At 62.0% G+C, this 21,860-nt stretch carries 22 protein-coding genes; 11 read left to right on the forward strand and 11 right to left on the reverse strand.

What is annotated here, in order from left to right:
• Positions 1-10 precede the first annotated feature (10 nt).
• Genes KJP29_RS18700 through rho form a run of 5 tightly spaced genes read right to left on the reverse strand, consistent with a single transcriptional unit; the run spans position 11 to position 5,876 of the window.
• Positions 11-823, reverse strand: a complete 813-nt coding sequence (locus KJP29_RS18700; protein WP_218465148.1) for a ParA family protein — start codon at positions 821-823, stop codon at positions 11-13.
• Positions 783-1,400 carry a 16S rRNA (guanine(527)-N(7))-methyltransferase RsmG gene (gene rsmG / locus KJP29_RS18705; RefSeq protein WP_218465149.1) on the reverse strand — a complete coding sequence of 206 codons (618 nt, stop codon included), beginning with the start codon at positions 1,398-1,400 and terminating at the stop codon, positions 783-785. The genes KJP29_RS18700 and rsmG overlap by 41 nt, the downstream gene beginning before the upstream one ends.
• A complete protein-coding gene (gene mnmG, locus KJP29_RS18710; RefSeq protein WP_218465265.1) occupies positions 1,397-3,271 on the reverse strand; it encodes a tRNA uridine-5-carboxymethylaminomethyl(34) synthesis enzyme MnmG in 1,875 nt (624 codons plus the stop codon). Before mnmG ends, rsmG begins: the two co-directional genes overlap by 4 nt.
• Before the next feature lie 37 nt (positions 3,272-3,308).
• Positions 3,309-4,580 (reverse strand): tRNA uridine-5-carboxymethylaminomethyl(34) synthesis GTPase MnmE, encoded by a 1,272-nt coding sequence (mnmE, locus tag KJP29_RS18715; RefSeq protein WP_218465150.1) that lies wholly within the window; start codon positions 4,578-4,580, stop codon positions 3,309-3,311.
• Between the two features lie 27 nt (positions 4,581-4,607).
• Complete coding sequence (rho, locus tag KJP29_RS18720; RefSeq protein WP_218465151.1) at positions 4,608-5,876, reverse strand: transcription termination factor Rho; 1,269 nt, start codon at positions 5,874-5,876, stop codon at positions 4,608-4,610.
• 543 nt (positions 5,877-6,419) lie between these two features.
• On the opposite strand from rho, the gene KJP29_RS18725 reads away from it, so the two are divergent.
• Genes KJP29_RS18725 through dnaQ form a run of 4 tightly spaced genes read left to right on the forward strand, consistent with a single transcriptional unit; the run spans position 6,420 to position 9,121 of the window.
• Complete coding sequence (locus KJP29_RS18725; protein WP_218465152.1) at positions 6,420-7,013, forward strand: nucleoside triphosphate pyrophosphatase; 594 nt, start codon at positions 6,420-6,422, stop codon at positions 7,011-7,013.
• The gene (locus KJP29_RS18730; RefSeq protein WP_218465153.1) at positions 7,010-7,843 is read left to right on the forward strand and encodes a shikimate dehydrogenase; all 834 of its coding nucleotides are present in this window, start codon (positions 7,010-7,012) and stop codon (positions 7,841-7,843) included. The genes KJP29_RS18725 and KJP29_RS18730 overlap by 4 nt, the downstream gene beginning before the upstream one ends.
• Positions 7,840-8,430: a dephospho-CoA kinase gene (coaE, locus tag KJP29_RS18735; RefSeq protein WP_218465154.1), complete on the forward strand. Its 591-nt coding sequence runs from the start codon at positions 7,840-7,842 to the stop codon at positions 8,428-8,430. The genes KJP29_RS18730 and coaE overlap by 4 nt, the downstream gene beginning before the upstream one ends.
• Positions 8,423-9,121: a DNA polymerase III subunit epsilon gene (dnaQ, locus tag KJP29_RS18740; protein WP_218465155.1), complete on the forward strand. Its 699-nt coding sequence runs from the start codon at positions 8,423-8,425 to the stop codon at positions 9,119-9,121. Before coaE ends, dnaQ begins: the two co-directional genes overlap by 8 nt.
• A 145-nt stretch (positions 9,122-9,266) precedes the next feature.
• Here the strand turns inward: dnaQ and secB are convergent, their stop codons facing one another.
• On the reverse strand, positions 9,267-9,770 hold the full coding sequence (secB, locus tag KJP29_RS18745) for a protein-export chaperone SecB (protein ID WP_218465156.1): 504 nt from the start codon (positions 9,768-9,770) through the stop codon (positions 9,267-9,269).
• Between the two features lie 104 nt (positions 9,771-9,874).
• Here secB and idi point away from each other — a divergent pair, with 104 nt between their 5' ends.
• Complete coding sequence (idi, locus tag KJP29_RS18750; RefSeq protein WP_218465157.1) at positions 9,875-10,396, forward strand: isopentenyl-diphosphate Delta-isomerase; 522 nt, start codon at positions 9,875-9,877, stop codon at positions 10,394-10,396.
• Here idi and KJP29_RS18755 read toward each other — a convergent pair.
• Positions 10,376-10,885 carry an FxsA family protein gene (locus KJP29_RS18755; protein ID WP_218465158.1) on the reverse strand — a complete coding sequence of 170 codons (510 nt, stop codon included), beginning with the start codon at positions 10,883-10,885 and terminating at the stop codon, positions 10,376-10,378. The two genes, idi and KJP29_RS18755, sit on opposite strands and share 21 nt — an antisense overlap.
• A 120-nt stretch (positions 10,886-11,005) precedes the next feature.
• On the opposite strand from KJP29_RS18755, the gene KJP29_RS18760 reads away from it, so the two are divergent.
• The 5 genes from KJP29_RS18760 to KJP29_RS18780 all read left to right on the forward strand — a co-directional run bounded on the left by KJP29_RS18760 (position 11,006) and on the right by KJP29_RS18780 (position 16,163).
• Complete coding sequence (locus KJP29_RS18760) at positions 11,006-11,665, forward strand: Tim44/TimA family putative adaptor protein (protein WP_218465159.1); 660 nt, start codon at positions 11,006-11,008, stop codon at positions 11,663-11,665.
• Between the two features lie 91 nt (positions 11,666-11,756).
• Positions 11,757-12,716, forward strand: coding sequence for a murein transglycosylase A (locus tag KJP29_RS18765; RefSeq protein WP_255553756.1), 960 nt, complete (start codon positions 11,757-11,759; stop codon positions 12,714-12,716).
• Entirely contained in the window at positions 12,716-13,306 is a 591-nt protein-coding gene (locus KJP29_RS18770) for a Smr/MutS family protein (protein ID WP_218465160.1), read from the forward strand. The genes KJP29_RS18765 and KJP29_RS18770 overlap by 1 nt, the downstream gene beginning before the upstream one ends.
• A 129-nt stretch (positions 13,307-13,435) precedes the next feature.
• Positions 13,436-14,575 carry a hypothetical protein gene (locus tag KJP29_RS18775; protein ID WP_218465161.1) on the forward strand — a complete coding sequence of 380 codons (1,140 nt, stop codon included), beginning with the start codon at positions 13,436-13,438 and terminating at the stop codon, positions 14,573-14,575.
• A 28-nt stretch (positions 14,576-14,603) separates the two neighbouring features.
• The gene (locus KJP29_RS18780) at positions 14,604-16,163 is read left to right on the forward strand and encodes a phosphate ABC transporter substrate-binding/OmpA family protein (RefSeq protein WP_218465162.1); all 1,560 of its coding nucleotides are present in this window, start codon (positions 14,604-14,606) and stop codon (positions 16,161-16,163) included.
• A gap of 12 nt (positions 16,164-16,175) precedes the next feature.
• Here the strand turns inward: KJP29_RS18780 and radC are convergent, their stop codons facing one another.
• The 3 genes from radC to dnaK form a co-directional block, all read right to left on the reverse strand.
• Positions 16,176-16,934 carry a DNA repair protein RadC gene (gene radC / locus KJP29_RS18785; protein WP_218465163.1) on the reverse strand — a complete coding sequence of 253 codons (759 nt, stop codon included), beginning with the start codon at positions 16,932-16,934 and terminating at the stop codon, positions 16,176-16,178.
• A gap of 43 nt (positions 16,935-16,977) precedes the next feature.
• Complete coding sequence (gene dnaJ / locus KJP29_RS18790) at positions 16,978-18,132, reverse strand: molecular chaperone DnaJ (protein WP_218465164.1); 1,155 nt, start codon at positions 18,130-18,132, stop codon at positions 16,978-16,980.
• A 73-nt stretch (positions 18,133-18,205) separates the two neighbouring features.
• On the reverse strand, positions 18,206-20,116 hold the full coding sequence (gene dnaK, locus KJP29_RS18795; RefSeq protein ID WP_218465165.1) for a molecular chaperone DnaK: 1,911 nt from the start codon (positions 20,114-20,116) through the stop codon (positions 18,206-18,208).
• Between the two features lie 193 nt (positions 20,117-20,309).
• Here dnaK and KJP29_RS18800 point away from each other — a divergent pair, with 193 nt between their 5' ends.
• Positions 20,310-20,939 (forward strand): alpha-ketoglutarate-dependent dioxygenase AlkB, encoded by a 630-nt coding sequence (locus tag KJP29_RS18800; RefSeq protein ID WP_218465166.1) that lies wholly within the window; start codon positions 20,310-20,312, stop codon positions 20,937-20,939.
• Position 20,940: 1 nt separating this feature from the next.
• Here the strand turns inward: KJP29_RS18800 and KJP29_RS18805 are convergent, their stop codons facing one another.
• Complete coding sequence (locus KJP29_RS18805) at positions 20,941-21,762, reverse strand: ABC transporter permease (protein ID WP_218465167.1); 822 nt, start codon at positions 21,760-21,762, stop codon at positions 20,941-20,943.
• Between the last annotated feature and the right edge of the window lie 98 nt (positions 21,763-21,860).

The following is a 21,860-nucleotide window of genomic DNA, read 5'->3' on the forward strand; positions in this document are numbered from 1 at the left end:
ATCTGCCTCCTTATCCCGCCTTCGCGACGAGTTCTTGTGCAAGTGCCATATAGGCTTGGCTGCCTTTCGACAGCGGGTCGTATTGAATGACCGGCATGGCATAGGACGGGGCTTCGCTGACCCGGACGTTGCGCGGCACCACGGTCTTGAACACAAGCTCACCCAGCGTTTGCCGCGCATCCGCCTCGACCTGCTGGGCAAGGTTATTGCGCGTATCATGCATGGTCAGCACGACGCCCTCGATTCGGAGGTCGGGGTTCGCCGCCTCACGCACCTCCCGGATCGTCAGCATGAGCTGCGACAGGCCCTCGAGCGCGAAGAACTCGGATTGAAGCGGGATCAGAACCGAGTGCGACGCCACCAGCGCGTTGACCGTGAGAAGATTCAACGAGGGCGGGCAATCAATGATCACATAGTCGAGCGCCAAAGAATCCGCATCCGCAGAGCGGAGCGCGTCATGAAGAAGATGCGACCGCTTTTCATTGGCCACAAGCTCGATATCAGCTGAGGACAGGTCCGTCGTCGCTGGCGCGATCAAGACACCTTCCACTTCCGTGCTGATCACAACATCTAGCAGCGGGACCTCCTCAATCAACAAGTCATAGGTGGTCAACCCACGCCCCGAGGCCTCGATCCCGAGTCCCGTCGACGCATTTCCCTGCGGATCAAGATCGACGATGAGGACCTTCTTGCCGCCGGCTGCCAGGGCCGCCGACAGGTTGATCGCGGTGGTCGTCTTGCCCACCCCGCCCTTCTGGTTCGTCACGGCGATGATCTTGGGATTAGCCACGCTCGATGTCTCCGATTCTAAGAACCACCGCATCGGGGTTCGTCCTGCTAGGGATCTTATCCGCGTGGAAGGACCACGTTTCAAGGGCGTCATTGATCTCTTTTTGGTGCTCTGCACCCTTCGGGAACAGTGCGACGCCTTCGGGTTTCAGATGACGTTTCGCATAGCCAAGAAGCATGGAAAGCGGAGCAAGCGCGCGGGCGGAAATAATATCGGCGCCTTGCGGTGCAAGATCTTCGACCCGTGTCGCCAGGACGGTCCCAAGCACCCCGGTCTCTCGCAAGACCGTGCGCAGGAACGTCGCTTTCCTTTGATCGGACTCGACGCATGTCACTTTCAGCTCGGGCCGCTGGTGCGCCCCAATGATCGCCACGACCACACCGGGAAAGCCGCCGCCCGTCCCGATGTCCAGCCAATGATCGGCCACCGGCGCCAGTTCAAAGACCTGCGCGGAATCGAGAAAGTGCCGGGTCCAGAGTTCGGACATGGTCCCCTTGGACACGAGATTGATCTTCGGATTCCATTTGGCCAAGAGGTCGGCATAGACGTCGAGCCGCTCGAGTGTTTCACGTGAAACATTCGAGCGCTCCGCAAACTCCGAACGGCTCATGCAGACCGCATCCGCTGAGCCTGCCGCAACTTGGCAAGGATTAGCGTCAAGGCCGCGGGCGTCATCCCCTCGATCCGCCCTGCCTGAGCCAAAGTCTCGGGCCGCACGCGATCCAGTTTGCCTTGAAGCTCTTTAGTCAGTCCATCCAGAACAGAATAATCGAATCCCTCCGGGATCGCCTGCCCCTCGTCCCGCTGCATCGCTTCGACTTCGCGTTTCTGACGCTCAATGTATTTGGCGTAAAGCGCGTCCTTCGAGACCTGTGCCCGCGTTTCGGCATCAATGTCCGAAAAACTGTCATCAAGCTGCCAGACACGGTCAAACGTCATGCCCGGGATCGAAAGCAGGTCGTAGGCCGAGCGCCGCGTCCCGTCCTCCCGCACTTGGCCGCCCACCGCGTTCACTTGCTGCGGCGTATAGGTTCGGTCCGACAGTGCCTCGGTCGCCTGGGCCAAGCGTTCCATCTTACCCTCAAAGGCGCGACGCCGCCGCTCCGATACAGCCCCGATCTCGATTCCGACAGGGGTCAGCCGTTGGTCGGCATTGTCGGCACGAAGCGACAAACGGAACTCGGCACGCGACGTAAACATCCGGTAGGGCTCGGTCACCCCACGCGTGATCAGGTCGTCGATCATCACGCCGATATACGAAGAGGACCGCGAGAAGATCAGCGGATCGCGACCCAGAGATGCCAGCGCAGCGTTGAATCCCGCAACGGTCCCCTGTGCAGCAGCTTCCTCATATCCTGTGGTCCCGTTGATCTGGCCCGCAAGATATAGCCCCGGCACGTCCCGCAACTCGAGCGTCTGGCGCAAGGCGCGCGGATCCACATAGTCATATTCGATCGCATATCCCGGCTGAAGGATCCGAACGTCTTCGAGCCCCGAGATGGACCGGACATAAGCCTCTTGCACATCCTCGGGGAGCGACGTCGAGATCCCGTTGGGATAGACCGTGTCGTCGTCCAACCCTTCCGGCTCCAGGAACACCTGATGCGACGTCTTGTCGGCGAACCGCACGACCTTGTCCTCGATCGACGGACAGTAACGCGGGCCAACCCCGTCAATGTGCCCGCCATACATCGCAGACCGCGAGAGATTGGCGGTAATGATCTCGTGGGTTCGTTCGTTCGTATGCGTGATCCCGCAGGACACCTGCCGCGCGACCGGCGCCTTGTTGAGGAACGAGAAAACTTCCGGCTCATCGTCGCCGGGCTGCTCGTCGAGGATGTCCCAGTTGATCGTCTTGCCATCCAGCCTCGGCGGTGTCCCGGTCTTCAACCGGCCAAGCGGCAGGGCAAATCCGTCGATCTGTTCAGCCAGCTTGACCGAGGGCTTGTCGCCGATGCGGCCGCCCGAAAAATGGCGATCGCCGATATGGATGATTCCGCGAAGAAAGGTCCCCGTTGTCAGAACCACCGCGTGCGCGGTCAGATCCGAGCCATCGGCCAGCCGCAGGCCGGTCACGCTGTTCCCGGACATGAGCAGCTCGGTCGCCTCGCCTTCCACAATCGTCAGGTTCTCGGTCTCGGACACAATCTGCGCCATGGCTGCGCGATAGAGCTTCCGGTCGGCCTGCGCCCGTGGCCCCTGCACCGCTGGACCCTTGGACCGATTGAGTAACCGGAACTGTATGCCTGCCATATCGGCGGCGCGTCCCATCGCCCCATCCAGCGCATCGACTTCGCGCACGAGGTGCCCCTTGCCAAGTCCGCCAATCGCCGGATTGCACGACATGACGCCCAGATCACCGCGCTTCAGCGTCACCAGAGCGGTCCGCGCACCAACACGAGCCGACGCCAAACCGGCGTCCGCACCTGCATGGCCACCGCCGACCACAATGACATCGAATGAATGTTTCACGTGAAACACTCCCATGGTTAAAGCCGCGCCCTACCTGCCCAGCCGGTTACTTGCCCAGACAGAAGCTGGCGAAAATCTCGTCGAGGATCATCTCTACATCGACCCGCCCGACCAGCGAATCAAGTGCGCGGATGGCGGACCATAATTCCTCGGCCGCCAATTCGCTTCTTTCGGATCCGCTCTCTACCTCGATTCGAGCGGTTTCCAAAGCCTCACGCGCGTGAGTCATGGCAAAACGATGCCGGGCGCGGATCGCCGTTCCGGCATGGCTCGCGCGTTCCGATAGAACCGCTGCGACCTGCTCGACAAGGTAGTCGATGCCTTCGCCCGTCTTGCCCGACACGCCCCGCCCCGTGATGTCCGCCTTGCCCTCGACAACGATGTCCCCGTCTAGCGGATCGAAATCCAGCGGATCGCCCGACAGCAGGAATATGCGAAGATCAGCGGCGAGGGCCCGGGTCCGCGCCCTCTCCACCCCGAGCCGTTCCACCACATCATCCGTCTCGCGCAGACCCGCCGTGTCGAGCATCGTGACCGGCAGCCCGGCAAGCTCCATCCGCACCTCGATCACGTCCCGCGTCGTGCCGGCGACCTCGGAAGTAATCGCCGCCTCGCGCCCCGCCAGAGCATTGAGCAAGGTCGATTTACCAGCGTTCGGCGCGCCCACGATTGCCACCTCAAAGCCGTCGCGGATGCGTTCGGAAATTCGCGATCCGGCAACTTCGTTGTCCAGCGACGCCATCGTCCTGTCGATCAGGTCGAGCACCTCGGGCGACACGTCCACCGGCACATCCTCGTCGGCGAAGTCTATCGTCGCCTCGAGCAGCGCCGCCGCCCGGATCAGATCGGTCCGCCAGGCCTCGGCCTTTTGCCCAAGAGCCCCGGACAGAACGCGCAGCGCCTGAACTCGCTGCGCCTCGGTCTCGGATTCGATGAGATCAGCCAGCCCCTCGACCTGCGCCAGATCGAGGCGTTCGTTCTCAAGCGCACGGCGCGTAAACTCCCCCGGTTCGGCCAGCCGCAGATCAGGCTGGCGGCCAAGCTCGGACAAAAGCGCGTTGGCGACAGCCACTGACCCGTGCACCTGGAACTCGACGACGTCCTCGCCGGTAAAGCTATGCCCCGCCTCGAACGTCAGGACCAGCGCCTCGTCGATAGGTCCGCTGGCGCCACGCAGCACACGCAAGGCCGACCGCCGCGGTTCCGGCAACGACCCCGCAAGCACGCGACCGGCCACAAAAGCAGATGGCCCGGAAATCCGGACCACCGCGACGCCAGCCTTACCCCGTGCCGAGGCCAGAGCAAAGATCGTATCCATATCTAACCTTCTGTTTTAAAACAGAAATCAGGCATTCATCGAATCGAAGAACTCGCCGTTCGACTTGGTTTGTTTGAGTTTCGAGATCAGGAACTCGATGGCATCCGTGGTGCCCATCGGGTTCAGGATGCGGCGCAGGACATAGGTCTTTTGCAGGTCCTTCGGATCCACCAGCAGCTCCTCTTTCCGGGTGCCGGACTTGAGGATGTCGATGGCCGGGAAGATCCGCTTGTCCGAGACCTTGCGATCCAGCACCAGTTCCGAGTTACCGGTGCCCTTGAATTCTTCGAAGATGACCTCGTCCATGCGCGACCCGGTGTCGATCAACGCCGTCGCGATGATGGTCAGCGATCCGCCCTCTTCGATATTCCGAGCAGCACCGAAGAACCGCTTGGGGCGCTGGAGCGCATTCGCGTCCACACCACCGGTCAGCACCTTGCCCGACGAGGGCACAACGGTGTTGAACGCGCGGCCCAGGCGTGTGATCGAGTCGAGCAGGATCACTACGTCCCGCTTGTGTTCGACAAGACGCTTCGCCTTCTCGATCACCATTTCGGACACGGCCACGTGGCGCGTCGCGGGTTCGTCGAAGGTCGAGGCAACGACTTCACCTTTCACGGACCGGCGCATGTCGGTGACTTCCTCTGGCCGCTCGTCGATCAGGAGAACGATGAGATAGACCTCGGGGTGATTGACCGAAATCGAGTGGGCGATGTTCTGCATGAGAACGGTCTTACCCGTTCGGGGCGGTGCAACGATCAGCGACCGCTGTCCCTTGCCGATCGGGGCAACCAGATCGATGATCCGGGCGGATCGATCTTTGACCGTCGGATCGTCCAGCTCCATCTTGAGCCGTTCGTCCGGATGCAGCGGGGTCAGGTTGTCGAACGCGACCTTGTGACGCGCGATTTCCGGATCGGTGAAGTTGATCTTCTCCACCAAGGTAATCGCGAAGTAATTCTCGTTCTCGCCAGGCGCGGCGATGATCCCTTCCACGGTGTCGCCGGTGCGCAGCGAATGCTTCCGGATCATATCGGGCGACATGTAGATGTCATCCGGACCCGGCAGATAGTTCGCTTCCGGCGAGCGCAGGAAACCGAACCCGTCCTGAAGAACCTCCAGCACACCATCGCCGCCGATGTCCCATCCATCCTCTGCCCGCGCAGAAAGGATCTGGAACATCATCTCGCCCTTGCGCATCGTCGAGGCGTTCTCGATCTCAAGCTCCTCGGCCAGAGCGAGAAGGTCCTTCGGGCTTTGCGCCTTGAGGTCCGCAAGGTTCAGTCGTTCGGTCATTGAAGTCACCAGTGGACGGAGCGGTCAGCCGTTCAGTCCTGTCATGAATGGGAAACGCAGGGCCGGACGGCCCATTGGCTGCGGGGTATAGGCAAGGGTATCCGTTGAGTCAACCTTGTCAGCCTTGACTGGCTTCTTTGCCTTGCCGCGCGGTGCCGGCAGGACACCCTTCTTAAAATAATAAAGAAAGAAAAGAAGATTGAAGAGTTTGTAGGGCCTGTGGATACTGGGGATTACCGTTTTGTCCTTGGGCTTATCCCGTTCGATACACGATATGGGACAATCTCGATATCCCGGATAAGGATTTCCATAAAACACAGTCTTATCAAGTGCTTAAAATGACACCGGACTGTGGATAAGCTTGGGCATGAACGGATGTCAAATGGACTGTCCACATGCCCCCGTGATCTGGTTTTCCCGTGACGACGGAAGCGGCGCGAAATGGGCAAGAACCCGCGCCTTTCTCGGCAGGCGGGATTTACACGCTGTCACCCACAATCGCATAAGTCGGAACATAACGTGACTGTCCACAAGGTTCCCCACATGCGGTTCATCCTCGCGTCTGGTTCTCAGATCCGGTCGCAGCTTCTGACCAACGCCGGAATTGCCCATGAGGTTCAGATCGCCCGGATCGACGAGGCCGCGATCCGGGCCGGGCTGGAGGCCGAAGGCGCCTCCCTTCGGGACATTGCGGACGCCTTGGCCGAATACAAGGCGCGCAAGGTTGGGTCCAAGGCCCCGGAGGCACTCGTCCTCGGTTGCGATCAGGTCGCGGAAGTGGACGGCAGGATCCTGTCCAAGCCGGAAACGCCGGAAGAAGCCCGCAATCAGCTTGCCACCTTGTCTGGTAAAACGCATCGGCTCCTCTCGGCGGCGGTGATCTATACCGGGTCGGAACCTGTCTGGCGGCATGTGGGCGTCGTTCGCATGCAGATGAGGGTGCTGTCGCCGGGATATATCGAGGACTATGTCGAGCGAAACTGGGACAGCATCCGCCATTCCGTCGGCGCTTACAAACTCGAGGAAGAGGGCGTGCGCCTTTTCAGTCAGGTCACTGGTGACTACTTCAACGTTCTGGGGTTGCCGCTAACCGAGCTCATCTCCTATCTCATTGTCCGAGGGGAGTTGACCATATGAACCGATCCGGGCCGCCGGTCGCCGCCGTTCTTCTTGCTCCGGGTGAAACGAGCCGTTTGCCGGCGCTCTTCGAATATTGGCTGGCCGCCACGGGCACCCTGGGGCGCTACCTGCCGCTCGAAGTCGAGGGCGACGACATCGGCGAGGTCATCTCGGCCCTGCCGAAGGCGGGATTTGCCGGTCTTCATGTCAGTGCCACTTTCCAGAAACGCGTTCTGGATCACGCCGACATCATCACGGACCGCGCCGCGCTCATGTCGGCGGCGAATACGATCATCTTCCGCAAGGACGGCAAGATCCATGCCGACAATACGGATGGGTATGGCTTCATCGAAAACATTCGCCAGACGGTGCCGAACTGGAACCCGAAATCCGGGCCGGCGGCCGTGTTCGGATCGGGGCGCGCGGCTCGGGTGATCATCGCCGCGCTGCTCGAAATCGGCGTCGAACACATCCGGCTCACGTCGCGCACACGCCCCCGTGCCGAAAACCTTCGCTCCGAGTTCGGCACGAGGATCGAGGTGCACGATTGGCTGAAGGCGGGCAATATCTCGGACGGCGCCTCGCTCGTCGTCAATGCGACGCCCCTTGGCGCCGTTGGCCAGTCCGAGTTTCGCGTGCCGATGGACGGGTTGCTGCCCGGTGCGGTGGCCTCGGACCTCGTGGTCGATCCGCCGGACACCAGATTTCTGCGCCAGGCAGCGACGTATGGCGCCTATCTCGCCGATGGGGTTGGGATGATGCTTTGTCAGGCGGCGCCCAGTTTCGAGCGATGGTTCGGCATCCGACCCCCGCTTGACGAGGCGGCAAGACAGGCGGCCATCGGATGAGTTTCGTGATCGGGCTCACAGGCTCCATCGGCATGGGAAAATCGACAACCGCGATGATGTTCGCGGACGAAGGCGTGCCCGTTTGGGATGCCGATGCGGCCGTGCATCGGCTTTATGCCAAAGGCGGTGCGGCTGTCGGCCCCTTGGCGGCTTTGAATCCCACTGTCGTCGAAGACGGTGCGATCAGCCGGGAGCAGTTGAAGGACTGGATCCGTTCCGATCCGACCGCTCTGAAACAGATCGAAGCCATCGTCCATCCTCTCGTGGCCGCCGATCGTGCAGCATTCCTTGCCGGGACGGATGCCGATATCGTGCTCCTCGACATTCCCCTTCTGCTCGAAGGCGGGGGTCAGAGGGCCGTGGATGCGGTCGTCGTCGTGACCGCGCCCGCCGATGTCCAACGGGAGCGGGTCCTTGCGCGTGGCACCATGGATGAGGCAACCTTCGCGACGATCCTTGCCAAGCAGATGCCGGATGCTGTGAAACGCGGACATGCGGATTACATCATCGAGACGCTGTCGTTGGAGAACGCGCGACAGGCAGTGCGGTGCGTGCTGTCGGACATACGGGAGAAGCTGAATGCGTGAAATCGTCATGGACACGGAAACCACTGGCTTCGATCCGAAGACCGGGGACCGGATGGTCGAAATCGGTTGCGTCGAACTGATCAACCATATGCCGACCGGAAAGACCTTTCACCAATACATCAACCCCGAACGCGACATGCCCGAAGGCGCCTTTGCCGTGCACGGGCTCTCGGCCGAATTCCTGCGCGACTTTCCCACCTTCAAGGAGATCGCGCAGAGCTTTCTCGACTTCATCGGGACCGACAAACTCATCATCCACAACGCGGGCTTCGATATTCCTTTCCTGAACGCGGAACTCGGATGGTGTATGAAACCGCAGATCCCCATGGATCGTGCGATCGACACGCTTCTGATCGCGCGCAAGAAGTATCCCGGGGCCGGGAACTCGCTTGATGCCCTGTGCCGCCGGTTCGGGATCGACAATGCGCATCGGACCCTGCACGGGGCCTTGCTCGACAGCGAGATCCTGGCGGACGTTTATCTCGAGCTGATCGGGGGCCGTCAGCCGGATCTCGTGCTGGGCGGCGGAGAGAAACAGACCGAGACCCGTGTGGCGGGTGACGACTGGCGCCCGCGCCCCCGGCCCACGGCCCTGCCTTCGCGGCTGACCGACGAAGAGCGTGCTGCCCATGATGCCTTCGTGGCGAAACTGGGCGAGAACGCGATCTGGAAGCGGTTCGCGGCGAATTAACCCTTGGCGTTAGCGCAGGGCAGTTTTCTTCATTGAGGCCCGTTGGTTAGAAGATACCGAGATTCCGGAATCCCGGAATCCTGAAACGCGCGCCTCACGAAAAAACGCGGCCCAGAGGACCGCGCTTTTCAAATGTCCGACTGGCTCAGTTTGGCTGGGCTTGCGCCGCCTGGGCCTGCTGACGACGGGCGACCTCGTTGCGGTAGATCGCCACGAAGTCGACGTTGTCGAGGTTGACAGGCGGGAAGCCCCCGTCCCGGGTCACGTCCGACACGATCCGGCGTGCGAAGGGGAAAAGCTGGCGCGGGCATTCGATCAGAAGGAAAGGGTGCATCTGGTCTTCGGGGACGTTCTCGATATGGAACAGACCGGCATATTCGAGCTCCAGAATGAACAGTTCGGCACCGGAGTCCTTGGCCTTCGACGTCACCTTGTACTTGGTGAGCACCTCGTACTGATGTTCGACCGTGCGTTTCTTGGCATCCAGCGCGACTTCGACCGTCAGATCGGGTTGAATCTCGCCCTGCACGCCCTTCTGAACCAGAATGTTCTCGAATGACATGTCGCGGATGTATTGTCCGAGAATGCGCATCACGATCCCGTTCTGCTGCGGCGTGGCGCCGATCGGTGCCTTCGCTTCATCAGCCATTTCGTAACTCCCAAAAATCTAAGGTCGACGGTTTCTATCAGGAAGCCGGCCAAGCCTCAACGCCAACCCTTTTCTAAATTTCAACCAGCCGTTATCAGCGACATATGATTGAACTGATCCCTGCCTGGGTGGATGGCGACCTCGCGCCCGTCGAGAAACTGAAGGCCCATCTCGATGGGTTGAGGCACCGTGCGGTCTCGGTTTTTCTCGTCCATGACGACGAGATCCTGATCCAGCAAAGGGCGGCCGGCAAATACCATACGCCGGGGCTTTGGGCCAATACCTGCTGCACCCATCCGCGTTGGGGCGAGGCGCCTTTGGACTGCGCGAACCGCCGGCTGGATGAGGAGTTGGGGATCACGGGCGTCACGCCGGTCTGGCGGGACCAGATCGAATACCGCGCCGATGTCGGCGGTGGCATGGTCGAGCATGAAGTCGTCGATCTCTTCCTTGTCCAGACCAGGGACCGACCGCTTGTGACACCCGACCCGGACGAAGTCGGCGCGATCCGCTGGGCGCCGCTCGCCGCCCTCGAAGCCGAAGTGGCCGACCACCCGGAGCGGTTCACGCCATGGCTTCGGATCTATCTTTCCGATCACAAGCTGTCAGTGTTTGGTCCAGCCTGACGGACCCTTCTGCACCTGATGGGTCGGGCGTTTGTCCGGCGTGACGTCCTCGAATTCCCCGTCGATCACCCCGTCGTCCTGCGAGGGCCGACCACGGCCGTCCGAACCGCGCATCGTGCTGTGAACGGTAAAGCTCGACTGAACTTTCACCCGCTTGCGCATTTCGCGGAAGGCCCAGCCACGGATACCGGGCACGAGGAGCAGGAACCCGACGGTATCGGTGAAGAAGCCAGGCGTCAGAAGCAGCGCGCCGGCAAAGAGGATCATCGCGCCATGCGCCATGGGCTCTGCCGGATTGCGTAGCTGGTTGAAGCTGTCCGCCACCTGGTTGAGGGCCAAGAGACCCTGTTGTCTCACAAGGTAGGACCCGATGATCGCCGTCACCAGAACGATGAGCAATGTCGGCCAGAGCCCGATCAGACCGCCGATCTGGATGAAGAGGCCGATCTCGATCAGGGGGATCGCGATGAACAAAAGAAGCAGGGGCATTGGCCTTCCTTTCACGTCAGCCTGATCGTGTCTGTGGGCCAGTGGACTTGGCCCCACCCAGCGCCTACATATGGTCCAGACCCGCGGGTTTCAAACCGCGACACTGAAAACGAGGTGCCCATGTCTTCTCCGATCATCCAGTTGATCGTTCTTGCCGCCATCGCGATCTTTCTGATCCTGCGTCTGCGCGACGTGCTTGGGACTCGCGAAGGGTTCGAAAAACCGGTCGTTACACGCAACGAGACCGAAACCGTCACGAACCGGGGCAAATTCGAAGTGATCGAAGGCGGGCCGGATCACGACATCGCGGACCACACCGACGACCCGGCCAGTGTCGAGGCGCTGGGCAAGATGAAGGCGGCCGAGCCGAGCTTTGCCGTGGGCGAGTTCCTGTCGGGTGCCCGGGGCGCCTATGAGATGATCCTCATGGCCTTCGAAAACGGCGACATCGCGAGGATCCAGCCGTTCCTGTCCGAAGACGTCTATGAAAGCTTCGCTGCCGTGGTCGAGGATCGGGAGACACGCGGGCTCAAGATCGATGCCAATTTCCTTGGCGTGCGCGAGATGAAGCTGGTCGAGGCCGAGTTCGACGATGATACCCGCGAAGGCGAGATCACGATCCGCTTCGTCGGTGAACTGAACTCGGTCGTGCGGGACAAGTCGGGCGAGATTGTCGAAGGCAACCCGAAAGAAGCGAAGAAACAGAAGGACGTCTGGACCTTCGCGCGCATCATGGGTTCCGACAACCCGAACTGGACGCTGGTCGCGACGGGCGGCTGAGGTGGGGGGCTTTCGCGCCCTTGCCTTTGGCATGGCTCTTATCGGGGCCATGTTTCCCTTGCCCACTCTTGCCTCTCTCGATGAAGCCGACATGCGGATTGTTCCGTTTCAGGCGCTCGTCGGCTGGGACAACGACGATCATGTCGCGGCGATGGAGACATTCATCGAAACCTGCCAGCTCCTCGACGATCCGCAGTGGTATCCCGTCTGTTCCCTGGCGCATGAATACAGTGGCACCGCGCGCAGTTTCTTCGAGCTCTTCTTTCGTCCCGTCCTGATCGAAGACGGCGCGCCGGGACTGTTCACGGCCTATTTCGAGCCGGAGATCACCGGAAGCGAGCGTCCCACCCCCCGCTTCCGCGTGCCCGTCTATCGCCGCCCGCCGGAAATCGCCTCCGGTGCGGCCAGCTATTCCCGGCGCGAGATCGAAGAAGACGGCGTGCTCGCGGGCCGCGGGCTTGAGCTGGCCTGGGTCGAGGACCCGGTCGACCTGCAATTCCTTCAGATACAGGGATCGGGCCGCATCCGTCTGACAGATGGCTCGGTCTTGCGTCTGGGGTTTGGCGGCTCCAACGGGCACCGGTTCCAGTCTCTGGGCGACGAACTGGTTCGACGCGGGATCTATGACCAGCATCAGGTCTCGGCCGCGGTCATCAAGAACTGGGTGCGGTCGAACCCCCTCGAAGGCCGCGACCTCCTGTCGCACAATCCGTCCTACGTATTCTTCACCGAGATCGCCCATCTTCCGCCCTATCGGGGACCCGTTGGCGCGATGAACCGGTCGATTACGGCGCAGCGCACCATCGCGGTCGATCCCGTCTATACGCCGCTCGGTGCGCCGGTCTGGATCGAGAAAGGCGGTCGGGAACCCTTCAACCGGCTCATGGTCGCGCAGGATGTGGGGAGCAGGATCAAGGGTGCGCAACGGGCCGATATCTTCTGGGGAACCGGCGAAGAGGCCGGGCGCGAGGCGGGAACCATCAAGGATCCGGGACGCATGTTCGTGCTGCTTCCCATTCAGCGGGCCTATGCCCTGGTTCCCGAAGAATAATGACAAGGAAACCCCGGCATCTTTCGCCCGAAGAGCGCGCGCTTTGGGACCGCGTGGCCGAGCGGACGACGCCCTTACACCCGACGCGGCCCGAATTGCCCGAGGCCCTCGACCCGTCCGCAAGGCCGAAGACACCGCCCAAACCGCCCCTGAAACGGTTCAAGGTCGGCCAGGCTGTGACCGCGACAACCCCACCCCATGACCTGAGCCCGTCGATCGAGGACGACGTTGCCAAATCGCCTGTCGCCATGGACAAGAAGCGGTTCGGCAAGATGAAGAAGGGTAAACTCACGCCCGAAGCGCGGATCGACCTTCACGGCCTTACGCTCGCCCAGGCGCATCCCGCCCTCGTGCGGTTTGTCCTCGAGAGCGTCGCCGATGGCCGACGCCTCGTGCTCGTCATTACCGGCAAAGGCAAGGCGCGGGAGTCCACCGGGCCGATCCCAGAGCGTCTTGGCGTTCTTCGCCATCAGGTGCCCCATTGGCTGAACCTGCCGCCGCTGTCCTCCCATGTGCTCCAGATCACGGAATCGCATCTGAAACACGGGGGTCGCGGGGCCTACTACGTGTATTTGCGTCGCGCGCGATGAGGCTCCTCGAACGGTAGGCTGGCTTGGACCATTCCGTCCAAAATGGCCCATTTCCAGTCACCTTCTCTTCATTCCATCGGCGTATTGGTGAGTCAGCTTGCACTCGAACTACGGGTAAAGGACCGTACCATGCTTGCGAAGATCTCCGAGATTTCCACGAAAGTGGACAAGAAACGTGTCTATACGGCGGCCGGCGCGCTCGTTGTTGCGCTTGCGGCCGGCCATGTCATGCAGCGGACGACCGGCCAGCCAACCGTGGCCGTCAATGCCCCCATGGAACAGGCCTCGGCCGAGGTCCCGCCCGCGCCAGCCGTCGCGAACATAACCGGCTTCGGGGCGACGGAAGCAGTTGTTGCACCCGCCTTGGTGGCTGAGGTTAATGAAGTGACGCCCGGCATTCTTGCCGAGGAAGCCGCGGTCGTCGCCGGCGGATCCACCGAGACTGAAGCTGAAACGCCGGTCGAGCTTGCCTTCGTTGAACCCGCGCCCGTCGCAGACATCGAAGTCATGCGCGCCGACAAGATGGACGCCCTGAGCGGCTTCGAAGACGAGGCCGTCGAAACATTGCCGCCTGCCATGGGCGAAACCGAGGTGACGCCGGATGACACTTGTGACATGGCGATGACGTCGGTGGCGGTGCCGGGTGCCTTGGTGGCGGTGTCGCTGACGGCGCCCTGCCACGCTGAGGCGACCGTCGAGTTTTCCCACGATGGCCTGAGCTTCACTGAGGCCCTCGATGAAGACGGCGCTCTGACGGTCATGATCCCGGCGCTCACATCCCCGGCCATGATCAACGCGCAAATCGGAGAGGACACCCTCGACAGCTTGGCGACCGTGCCGGATCTGACCCAATTCGACCGCGTCGCTCTAGTCTGGCAGGGTGGCACCGGGTTGCAGCTCCACGCGCTCGAAGATGGCGCCGCCTATGGCGAGCCCGGCCACGTCTGGGCCGAAGCGCCGCGCGCGCCGGAAACGGCCACACAGGGCGAAGGAGGGTTCCTGACCCTGCTCGGATCCGTGGCTGGGGGCTATGCCGCCGATATCTATACCTACCCGGCGTCCTTGATGATCGCGCCCTCCATTTCGATCGAGGCACAGGTGACCGAAGACACCTGCGGAACGATGATCAGCGGGCATTACATCCGCTCGACCCTCACCGGCACCGCGACGGAGGTCGACGTCGGCATGGTCGTGCCCGGATGCGAGGCTATCGGAGAATATCTCGTGTTGAAAAACCTTCCCGAAGAGCTGACTATCGCGCGCAACTGAGTGCGATAGTCGGGGCGGGACAGGGCCGATGAAAATGCTTCGTGCGGCAGTCTCTGCCGCACTTTTCACACTTATCGGTGCCTCATGGGCCCTGGCCCAGGACGTCACTCTCACATCACGTGACGGCTCGATGGAGATCTCCGGCTATCTCATCGGCTTCGATGGCGAATTTTATCGGATCGACACGAACTATGGCGTGCTGACCGTCGATGGCTCTGGCGTGAACTGCGAAGGCCCCGGTTGTCCCAACCTGACGTCCTATACCGCCGACATCGTCATCTCGGGCGCGGAAGCGCCCGGCTCTGTCCTCATGCCTGCGCTGCTGGAAGCCTTCGGTCTTGCCGAGGGATACGCCGTCACCCGTGAGGAACTGCCGGGTGTCGGGCTGCTCTATACGCTCTACGAAGTGGACGGGACGACCCCGGCGGCCCGCTTCACCCTTCGGCTTGCAACCTCGCAGGAAGGCTTTGCCGACCTGATCACGGAAGCTGCGGACCTTGCCTTATCGCTCCGGGAACCGACCCGGCAGGAGCGGTTGATGGCGCGGGACGCCGGGCTGGGCGATCTTTTCTCGGTCCGCCAAAGCCGCGTCGTCGCGCTGGACGCGCTCGTTCCCATCGTGAACCCTGACAATCCGGTGCGCCGTTTGGACCTTGAAGCCGTTTCGCACCTCTACGAAGGCACCTTCGACCGCTGGTCCGACGTCGGCGGCGAAGACGCGCCGGTCACGCTCTACTTGCGGGATCCGAACGCGGGGTACGGCATGGTCTTCGACCGGACCGTCGTCAAGGCACAGGGCCGCACCCTGAGTGAGCGCGTCTTGACCAAGGCCTCGAACGACGGCGTGACGCTTGCCGTGGAAGACGACCCTTTCGGCATCGGGATCGCCAGCATGTCTGCCCAAGGCATGACCGAGGCCATCACCCTGACGGGCGATTGCGCATTCGAGGTCTCCGCTTCGCAACTCTCGGTCAAGGCGGGCGACTACCCCCTCGCCGCGCCGGTGTTCTTGTATCAGCCCGCCATCCGGTTGCCGAAGATCGGGCGGGATTTCCTGCGCTACCTGCGCACGGAAAGCGCGCAGCGCGTCGTGCAGCGCGTCGGGCTCGTCGATCAGGGCATCAGCGAAGTGCCCCTGGCCGTTCAGGGGACCAGGCTGGCCAACGCGATCGCGCAGGCCGGGCCCGAGGTTTCGCTCGAGGAATTGCAGCGCCTCGTCGCGCTCATGACGGACAGCCAACGACTGACGCTCACCTATCGCTTCGAAGGGGGATCGACCGCCCTGGATGGCCCGTCCCGTTCGAACGTCGGCCTGCTCGCCGATGCACTGGAGACGGGCATGTTCGAAGGACGCTCTCTGATCTTCGTCGGCTTCTCGGACGGACAGGGGGACGCATCGCTCAACCGCCGACTGGCCCAGCGCCGGGCGGAAGCGGTTCAGGCTGCCGTCTTGCAGACCGCCGAAACGTTTGATCGGGACCGAACGGAGATCTCGGTCGACGCCTTCGGTGAAGCCCTTCCCATGGCGTGCGACGACACTGATTGGGGGCGCCGGATCAATCGTCGTGTCGAGGTCTGGGTTCGGTAGATCGACGTCGAATTACAGGTAGCCATCTGCACGAAAGCTGACCTCGCGTTCCTTGCCTATGATGAGGTGGTCGTGAAGCGTGATGTCCATCGCGCCAGCTGCATCGCGAATGCGGGCGGTCATGGTGATGTCGTCCTGCGACGGCGTCGGATCGCCCGACGGATGGTTGTGCACGAGGATCATGGCCGAAGCATTGAGTTCGAGCGCCCGCTTGACCACCTCGCGTGGATAGACCGGCACATGGTTCACCGTGCCGCGCGATTGTTCCTCGTCCCCCATGAGGACGTTTTTCCGATCGAGGTAGAGCACCCGGAATTGTTCGGTCTCGCGATGGGCCATGGTCGTGCGGCAATAGTCGAGCAGCGCATCCCAGGAGGAAATGATCGGACGGTGCATCACCCGTGCGCGCGACAGCCGGTGCGCCGCGGCCTCCACGATCTTCAGTTCCTGAATGACGGCTTCTCCCACGCCGCCGATTTCCAGAAGCCGGGTGGCCGGTGCGGACAACACGCCGTTGAAATCGCCGAACCGGTCCAGCAGCGCGCGCGCCAGCGGTTTCACATCCTGCCGCGGGATCGCGCGAAACAGCACGAGTTCCAAGAGCTCGTAGTCGGGCAGGGCCGCCGCACCGCCCGCCATGAACCGGTCGCGCAGCCGCTTGCGGTGGTCCCTGATATAGGAGGGTTGCGGCGCGCCGGACACGGGCCGCGCTTCGTCGAGATCGAACAGCGAGAGGGGGCGTTCACCAAAGGAAGGGGCAGGCTGGGTCATACCCCGAACCTGCCCCGAGTCGGTTAGCGCACGGTTAACGCGCTTAGCCTTTCATCCCGTCCCAAAAGCTCTTCACCTTCGAGAAGAACGACGAGCTTTCCGGGTTGTTCTCTTCCGAGAGCTTCTCGAACTCGCGCAGAAGGTCCTTCTGCCTGGAGGTCAGGTTGACCGGCGTTTCCACGGCAAGCTCGATGAACATGTCACCATAACCGCCGCCCCGAAGGGCCGGCATGCCCTTGCCCCGCAGACGCATCTGGCGACCGGATTGCGACCCCGCCGGGATCTTTACCCGTGACCGGCCGCCGTCGATGGTGGGCACTTCGATGTCGCCGCCCATCGCCGCCGAGGTCATGCTCACCGGAACGCGGCAGTGAAGGCTCACGCCGTCGCGTTCAAAGAGCGGATGATCCGCGACCTGGATGAAGATATAAAGGTCGCCCGCTGGCCCGCCGCGAAGCCCGGCTTCGCCCTCGCCGGCCAGCCGGATCCGGGTGCCGGTTTCGACGCCTGCCGGGATGTTGACCGACAGGGCACGTTCCTTCTCGACCCGTCCCGCGCCGCCACAGGCCTTGCAGGGGTTCTTGATCATCTGGCCCACGCCGTTACAGGTCGGGCAGGTGCGCTCGACGGTGAAGAACCCTTGCTGCGCACGGACCTTGCCCAGACCGGAACAGGTCGGACAGGTCGTCGGTTCGGCCCCGCCTTCGGCCCCGGTGCCCGTGCAGGTGGTGCAAGGCACGGAGGTTGGCACGTTGATCGTCTTCTGTAGCCCGCGATAGGCATCTTCGAGCGAAACCCGCAGGTTGTAACGAAGATCGGATCCCCGGGTCGCCCGCGACCGGCCAGCGCCGCCGCGTCCGCCCATGAAATCACCGAAGAGATCATCAAAGACGTCCGAGAAGGCGCTCGCGAAGTCGCCCTGACCCTGGAAGCCGCCCGGGCCACCGGGGCGCGGGCCACCGCCCATGCCGCCTTCGAAAGCCGCATGGCCAAAGCGGTCATAGGCCGCTTTCTTGTCGGCGTCCTTGAGCACGTCGTAGGCCTCGTTCACCTCTTTGAACAGGCTTTCGGCGTCGGGATTGTCGGCGTTACGGTCAGGGTGAAGCTCTTTCGCCTTGGCGCGATAAGCCTTCTTGATTTCCTCGGGCGAGGCACCCTTGGAAGTCCCCAACACGTCATAGTAATCGCGTTTCGACATTCGGTCAGTCCCCCTTTGGGAACGCGCAGGGCCGGCCCGGCGAAACGGACCGGCCCCACGTCGTCATTCTGGATTACGACCGCTTGTCGTTGTCGAGGTCCTCGAAGTCGGCATCGACGATATCGTCGTCCATGTCCGCGCTACGGGGGCCGCTGTCCACGTCGCCGTCCTCATCCGCCTGCGAGGCCTTGTAGATGGCTTCGCCAAGCTTCATCGAGGCTTCGGTCACGTTCTGGATGCCCGACTTGATCTTGTCGGCGTTGTCGCCTTCAAGCTCGTCCTTGAGCGCCGCGATGGCCAGTTCGATCGCCTCGACCGTGGTCGGATCGACCTTGTCACCATGCTCTTCGATGGCCTTCTCGGTCGAATGGATAAGGCTTTCGGCCTGGTTCTTGGCTTCGACGAGTTCCCGGCGCTGCTTGTCGGCATCCGCGTTCTCCTCGGCGTCGCGCACCATGCGGTCGATGTCCTCGTCCGAGAGACCGCCGGAAGCCTGGATCGTGATCCGGTGCTCCTTGCCGGTGCCCTTGTCCTTGGCCTGAACCGACACGATGCCGTTGGCGTCGATGTCGAAGGTCACTTCGATCTGCGGCATGCCGCGGGGTGCGGGCGGGATGTCCTCCAGATTGAACTGGCCGAGCATCTTGTTGTCCGCCGCCATTTCCCGTTCGCCCTGGAAGACGCGGATGGTGACCGCGTTCTGGTTGTCCTCGGCGGTCGAGAAGACCTGCGACTTCTTGGTCGGGATCGTCGTGTTGCGGTCGATCAGACGGGTGAACACGCCACCCAGCGTTTCGATACCGAGCGACAGCGGGGTCACGTCGAGAAGGACAACGTCCTTCACGTCACCTTGCAGAACACCGGCCTGAATGGCGGCGCCCATCGCGACGACTTCGTCCGGGTTCACACCCTTGTGCGGCTCCTTCCCGAAGAACTTCGTCACCTCTTCGATGACTTTCGGCATACGGGTCTGACCACCGACGAGGATGACCTCGTCGATCTCGTCCTTCGACACGCCCGCGTCCTTCAGAGCAGCCTGACAGGGCTTCAGCGAGTTCTTGATCAGGTCACCGACAAGGCTTTCGAGCTTCGCCCGGGTCAGCTTCATGACCATGTGCAGCGGCTGACCGTCCGAGCCCATCGAGATGAAGGGCTGGTTGATCTCGGTCTGGCTGGACGAGGACAGTTCGATCTTGGCTTTCTCGGCGGCCTCTTTGAGACGCTGAAGGGCCATCTTGTCCTTCGTCAGGTCGACGTTGTTTTCCTTTTTGAACTCGTCAGCAAGGTAGTTGACGATCCGCATGTCAAAGTCTTCGCCGCCAAGGAACGTATCCCCGTTGGTCGATTTCACTTCGAAGAGGCCATCGTCGATCTCGAGGATCGTGACGTCGAAGGTCCCGCCGCCAAGGTCATAGACCGCGATGGTTTTCGATTCTTTCTTGTCGAGGCCATAGGCCAGCGCAGCAGCGGTCGGTTCGTTGATGATCCGCAGCACTTCGAGACCGGCGATCTTGCCCGCGTCTTTCGTCGCCTGGCGCTGGGCGTCGTTGAAGTAGGCGGGCACGGTGATGACGGCCTGCTCGACTTTTTCGCCCAGATAGCTTTCGGCGGTCTCTTTCATCTTGCCGAGGATGAAGGCCGAGATCTGCGAAGGGGAATATTTCTCACCCTGCGCTTCGACCCAGGCGTCGCCGTTGCCGCCATCCACGATGTTGTAGGGGACAAGCTTCTTGTCCTTCTCGACGGCCGGGTCGCCCACGCGACGACCGATGAGGCGCTTCACGGCGAAGACGGTGTTGTCGGGGTTGGTGACAGCCTGCCGTTTGGCCGACTGACCGACGAGGCGTTCCCCGTCCTTGAAGGCGACGATCGACGGCGTCGTGCGCGCACCTTCGGAGTTCTCGATGACTCGCGGCTGCGAGCCGTCCATGATGGCGACACAGGAGTTGGTGGTCCCCAGGTCGATACCAATGACTTTACCCATGCTCATTTTCCTCTCTTTGGCGATGTGCTGGGCGTCGGCCCCGAAGGCACCTTCGCCCGATCCCATAGGGTGAGCCGTCAGGGCTGATCCCCTTCTGGCGTCTGGGCGTATATAAGGAGGGGAAATGGGGCCTGCAAGGCGTTGAAAAGCGCGTTTTGCGCCGAGAAATCGAGTCATTTTCAAGGTTTCGGAGATGAACGACAAATCCCTGCCCGAACATACGCGGGTCGATATCGGGGGCGCGACGCTTTGGCCCGGCTTTCTGGACATGGCGGCCCAGAGCGAGATGGTCGAAGACCTCCGGCGGCTGGTATCCGCAGCGCCGCTTTTCTCGCCCGAAACGCGCTTCGGTAGGCCGATGTCGGTCCGCATGACCAGCGCCGGGCGCTATGGGTGGTATTCCGACCGGCGTCACGGCTACCGCTATGAGCCGCGCCATCCCTCCGGTGTCGACTGGCCCCCGATCCCGCAGAGCGTCCTGTCCGTCTGGCAGGCGGTCGTGCCGGAAGCGCGCAGCCCGCACGCCTGCCTTGTCAATTTCTACGGCGAAGGGGCGCGGATGGGTTTGCATCAGGATCGCGACGAGGCCGACTTCACCCAGCCGGTGGTTTCGATCTCGCTCGGTGATGACGGGCTTTTCCGGATCGGGGGCGTCGACCGCGGTGGCCCGACGAAATCGGTCTGGCTCAGGTCCGGCGACGTGCTCGTCCTGGGTGGCGAGGCGCGGCTCGCCCATCACGGGGTCGACCGGATCAGGTTCGGCTCGTCCACGCTTCTGCGCGAAGGTGGCAGGATCAACCTGACCCTGCGCGTCGTGGACTGATCTAGCCGCGGGCCCCCCAGGACAGCGACGCATGCTTGCGGGTATAGCTTTCGCCCATGAAGCCCAGCACGAGAAGGACGGAGGACACGATCAGCGGATAGAGCCAGTTGGAATAATGCGGATTGTAGTTGATGAACATGAATCCGCGCGCCTGGTCGATGATGTGAAAAAGCGGGTTCCACGTGAACATGACGAGGATGTTCCAGGGCACCGTGTTCGCCACGAACATCTTGCCGGACGCGATCATGTTGGCACGGGCATAGATGGTCGAGCCGACAGAGGCGACTGACGGCATCCAGGGCTTGATCGCATAGAAACACAGCCCGATCGCCACGCCCGAGAACCAGGCGAGGAAGATCATCATGAAGACCCCGGTCATGTTGTAGATCTCGACCGGCTTGAAAGCGATGTCGTAGAGAAACACGACCAGAACCACGGAGAGGATCTGGATATAAAGCGCCGAGAGCGCGTGGCTCACGATCGAGATGAAGGTCGACATGGGCGCATGCTGCATCATCGGACTGGCGGCGCCCTCGGCCCCGACGACCGAACCCATGCTCTTGATCTGCGTCATGTAGATGAAGATGCCGGACATGATGTAGAGCAGGAAATCGCCGCGGATCTGCGAGTTGCGCATGCCCATGATCGCGAACATGAGGTAGAAGACCGCGACCAGCACCATGGTCTGAAGCACGTTGATGAAGAGCCCCATCAGCGCATTCGTGTGGCTCTTGCGCAGGTCATGCACGGCGGCGTGGTAGATCAGTTCGAAAATGCGAACCGCCTTCGATAGGCCGCTTTCGGATCTGGGCACGTTAAACATGAGGTGTCCTTGCCTGCTCAATGTGGCTTTTTGGCAGGGAAATCTTGCCGTTCCCTTGACGCGACAGCATAAGGGAACCGAAGGTTTTTTCAATCACG

It is taken from the genome of Maritimibacter sp. DP1N21-5, assembly GCF_019218295.1.
Lineage (GTDB): Bacteria > Pseudomonadota > Alphaproteobacteria > Rhodobacterales > Rhodobacteraceae > Maritimibacter.

Coding starts and splice junctions, on each gene's coding strand:
- KJP29_RS18700 (WP_218465148.1), bottom strand. CDS start 823: ATGCGGTGGTTCTTAGAATCGGAGACATCGAGCGTGGCTAATCCCAAG.
- rsmG (WP_218465149.1), bottom strand. CDS start 1,400: ATGAGCCGTTCGGAGTTTGCGGAGCGCTCGAATGTTTCACGTGAAACA.
- mnmE (WP_218465150.1), bottom strand. CDS start 4,580: ATGGATACGATCTTTGCTCTGGCCTCGGCACGGGGTAAGGCTGGCGTC.
- rho (WP_218465151.1), bottom strand. CDS start 5,876: ATGACCGAACGACTGAACCTTGCGGACCTCAAGGCGCAAAGCCCGAAG.
- KJP29_RS18725 (WP_218465152.1), top strand. CDS start 6,420: ATGCGGTTCATCCTCGCGTCTGGTTCTCAGATCCGGTCGCAGCTTCTG.
- KJP29_RS18730 (WP_218465153.1), top strand. CDS start 7,010: ATGAACCGATCCGGGCCGCCGGTCGCCGCCGTTCTTCTTGCTCCGGGT.
- coaE (WP_218465154.1), top strand. CDS start 7,840: ATGAGTTTCGTGATCGGGCTCACAGGCTCCATCGGCATGGGAAAATCG.
- dnaQ (WP_218465155.1), top strand. CDS start 8,423: ATGCGTGAAATCGTCATGGACACGGAAACCACTGGCTTCGATCCGAAG.
- secB (WP_218465156.1), bottom strand. CDS start 9,770: ATGGCTGATGAAGCGAAGGCACCGATCGGCGCCACGCCGCAGCAGAAC.
- idi (WP_218465157.1), top strand. CDS start 9,875: ATGATTGAACTGATCCCTGCCTGGGTGGATGGCGACCTCGCGCCCGTC.
- KJP29_RS18755 (WP_218465158.1), bottom strand. CDS start 10,885: ATGCCCCTGCTTCTTTTGTTCATCGCGATCCCCCTGATCGAGATCGGC.
- KJP29_RS18760 (WP_218465159.1), top strand. CDS start 11,006: ATGTCTTCTCCGATCATCCAGTTGATCGTTCTTGCCGCCATCGCGATC.
- KJP29_RS18765 (WP_255553756.1), top strand. CDS start 11,757: ATGCGGATTGTTCCGTTTCAGGCGCTCGTCGGCTGGGACAACGACGAT.
- KJP29_RS18770 (WP_218465160.1), top strand. CDS start 12,716: ATGACAAGGAAACCCCGGCATCTTTCGCCCGAAGAGCGCGCGCTTTGG.
- KJP29_RS18775 (WP_218465161.1), top strand. CDS start 13,436: ATGCTTGCGAAGATCTCCGAGATTTCCACGAAAGTGGACAAGAAACGT.
- KJP29_RS18780 (WP_218465162.1), top strand. CDS start 14,604: ATGAAAATGCTTCGTGCGGCAGTCTCTGCCGCACTTTTCACACTTATC.
- radC (WP_218465163.1), bottom strand. CDS start 16,934: ATGACCCAGCCTGCCCCTTCCTTTGGTGAACGCCCCCTCTCGCTGTTC.
- dnaJ (WP_218465164.1), bottom strand. CDS start 18,132: ATGTCGAAACGCGATTACTATGACGTGTTGGGGACTTCCAAGGGTGCC.
- dnaK (WP_218465165.1), bottom strand. CDS start 20,116: ATGGGTAAAGTCATTGGTATCGACCTGGGGACCACCAACTCCTGTGTC.
- KJP29_RS18800 (WP_218465166.1), top strand. CDS start 20,310: ATGAACGACAAATCCCTGCCCGAACATACGCGGGTCGATATCGGGGGC.
- KJP29_RS18805 (WP_218465167.1), bottom strand. CDS start 21,762: ATGTTTAACGTGCCCAGATCCGAAAGCGGCCTATCGAAGGCGGTTCGC.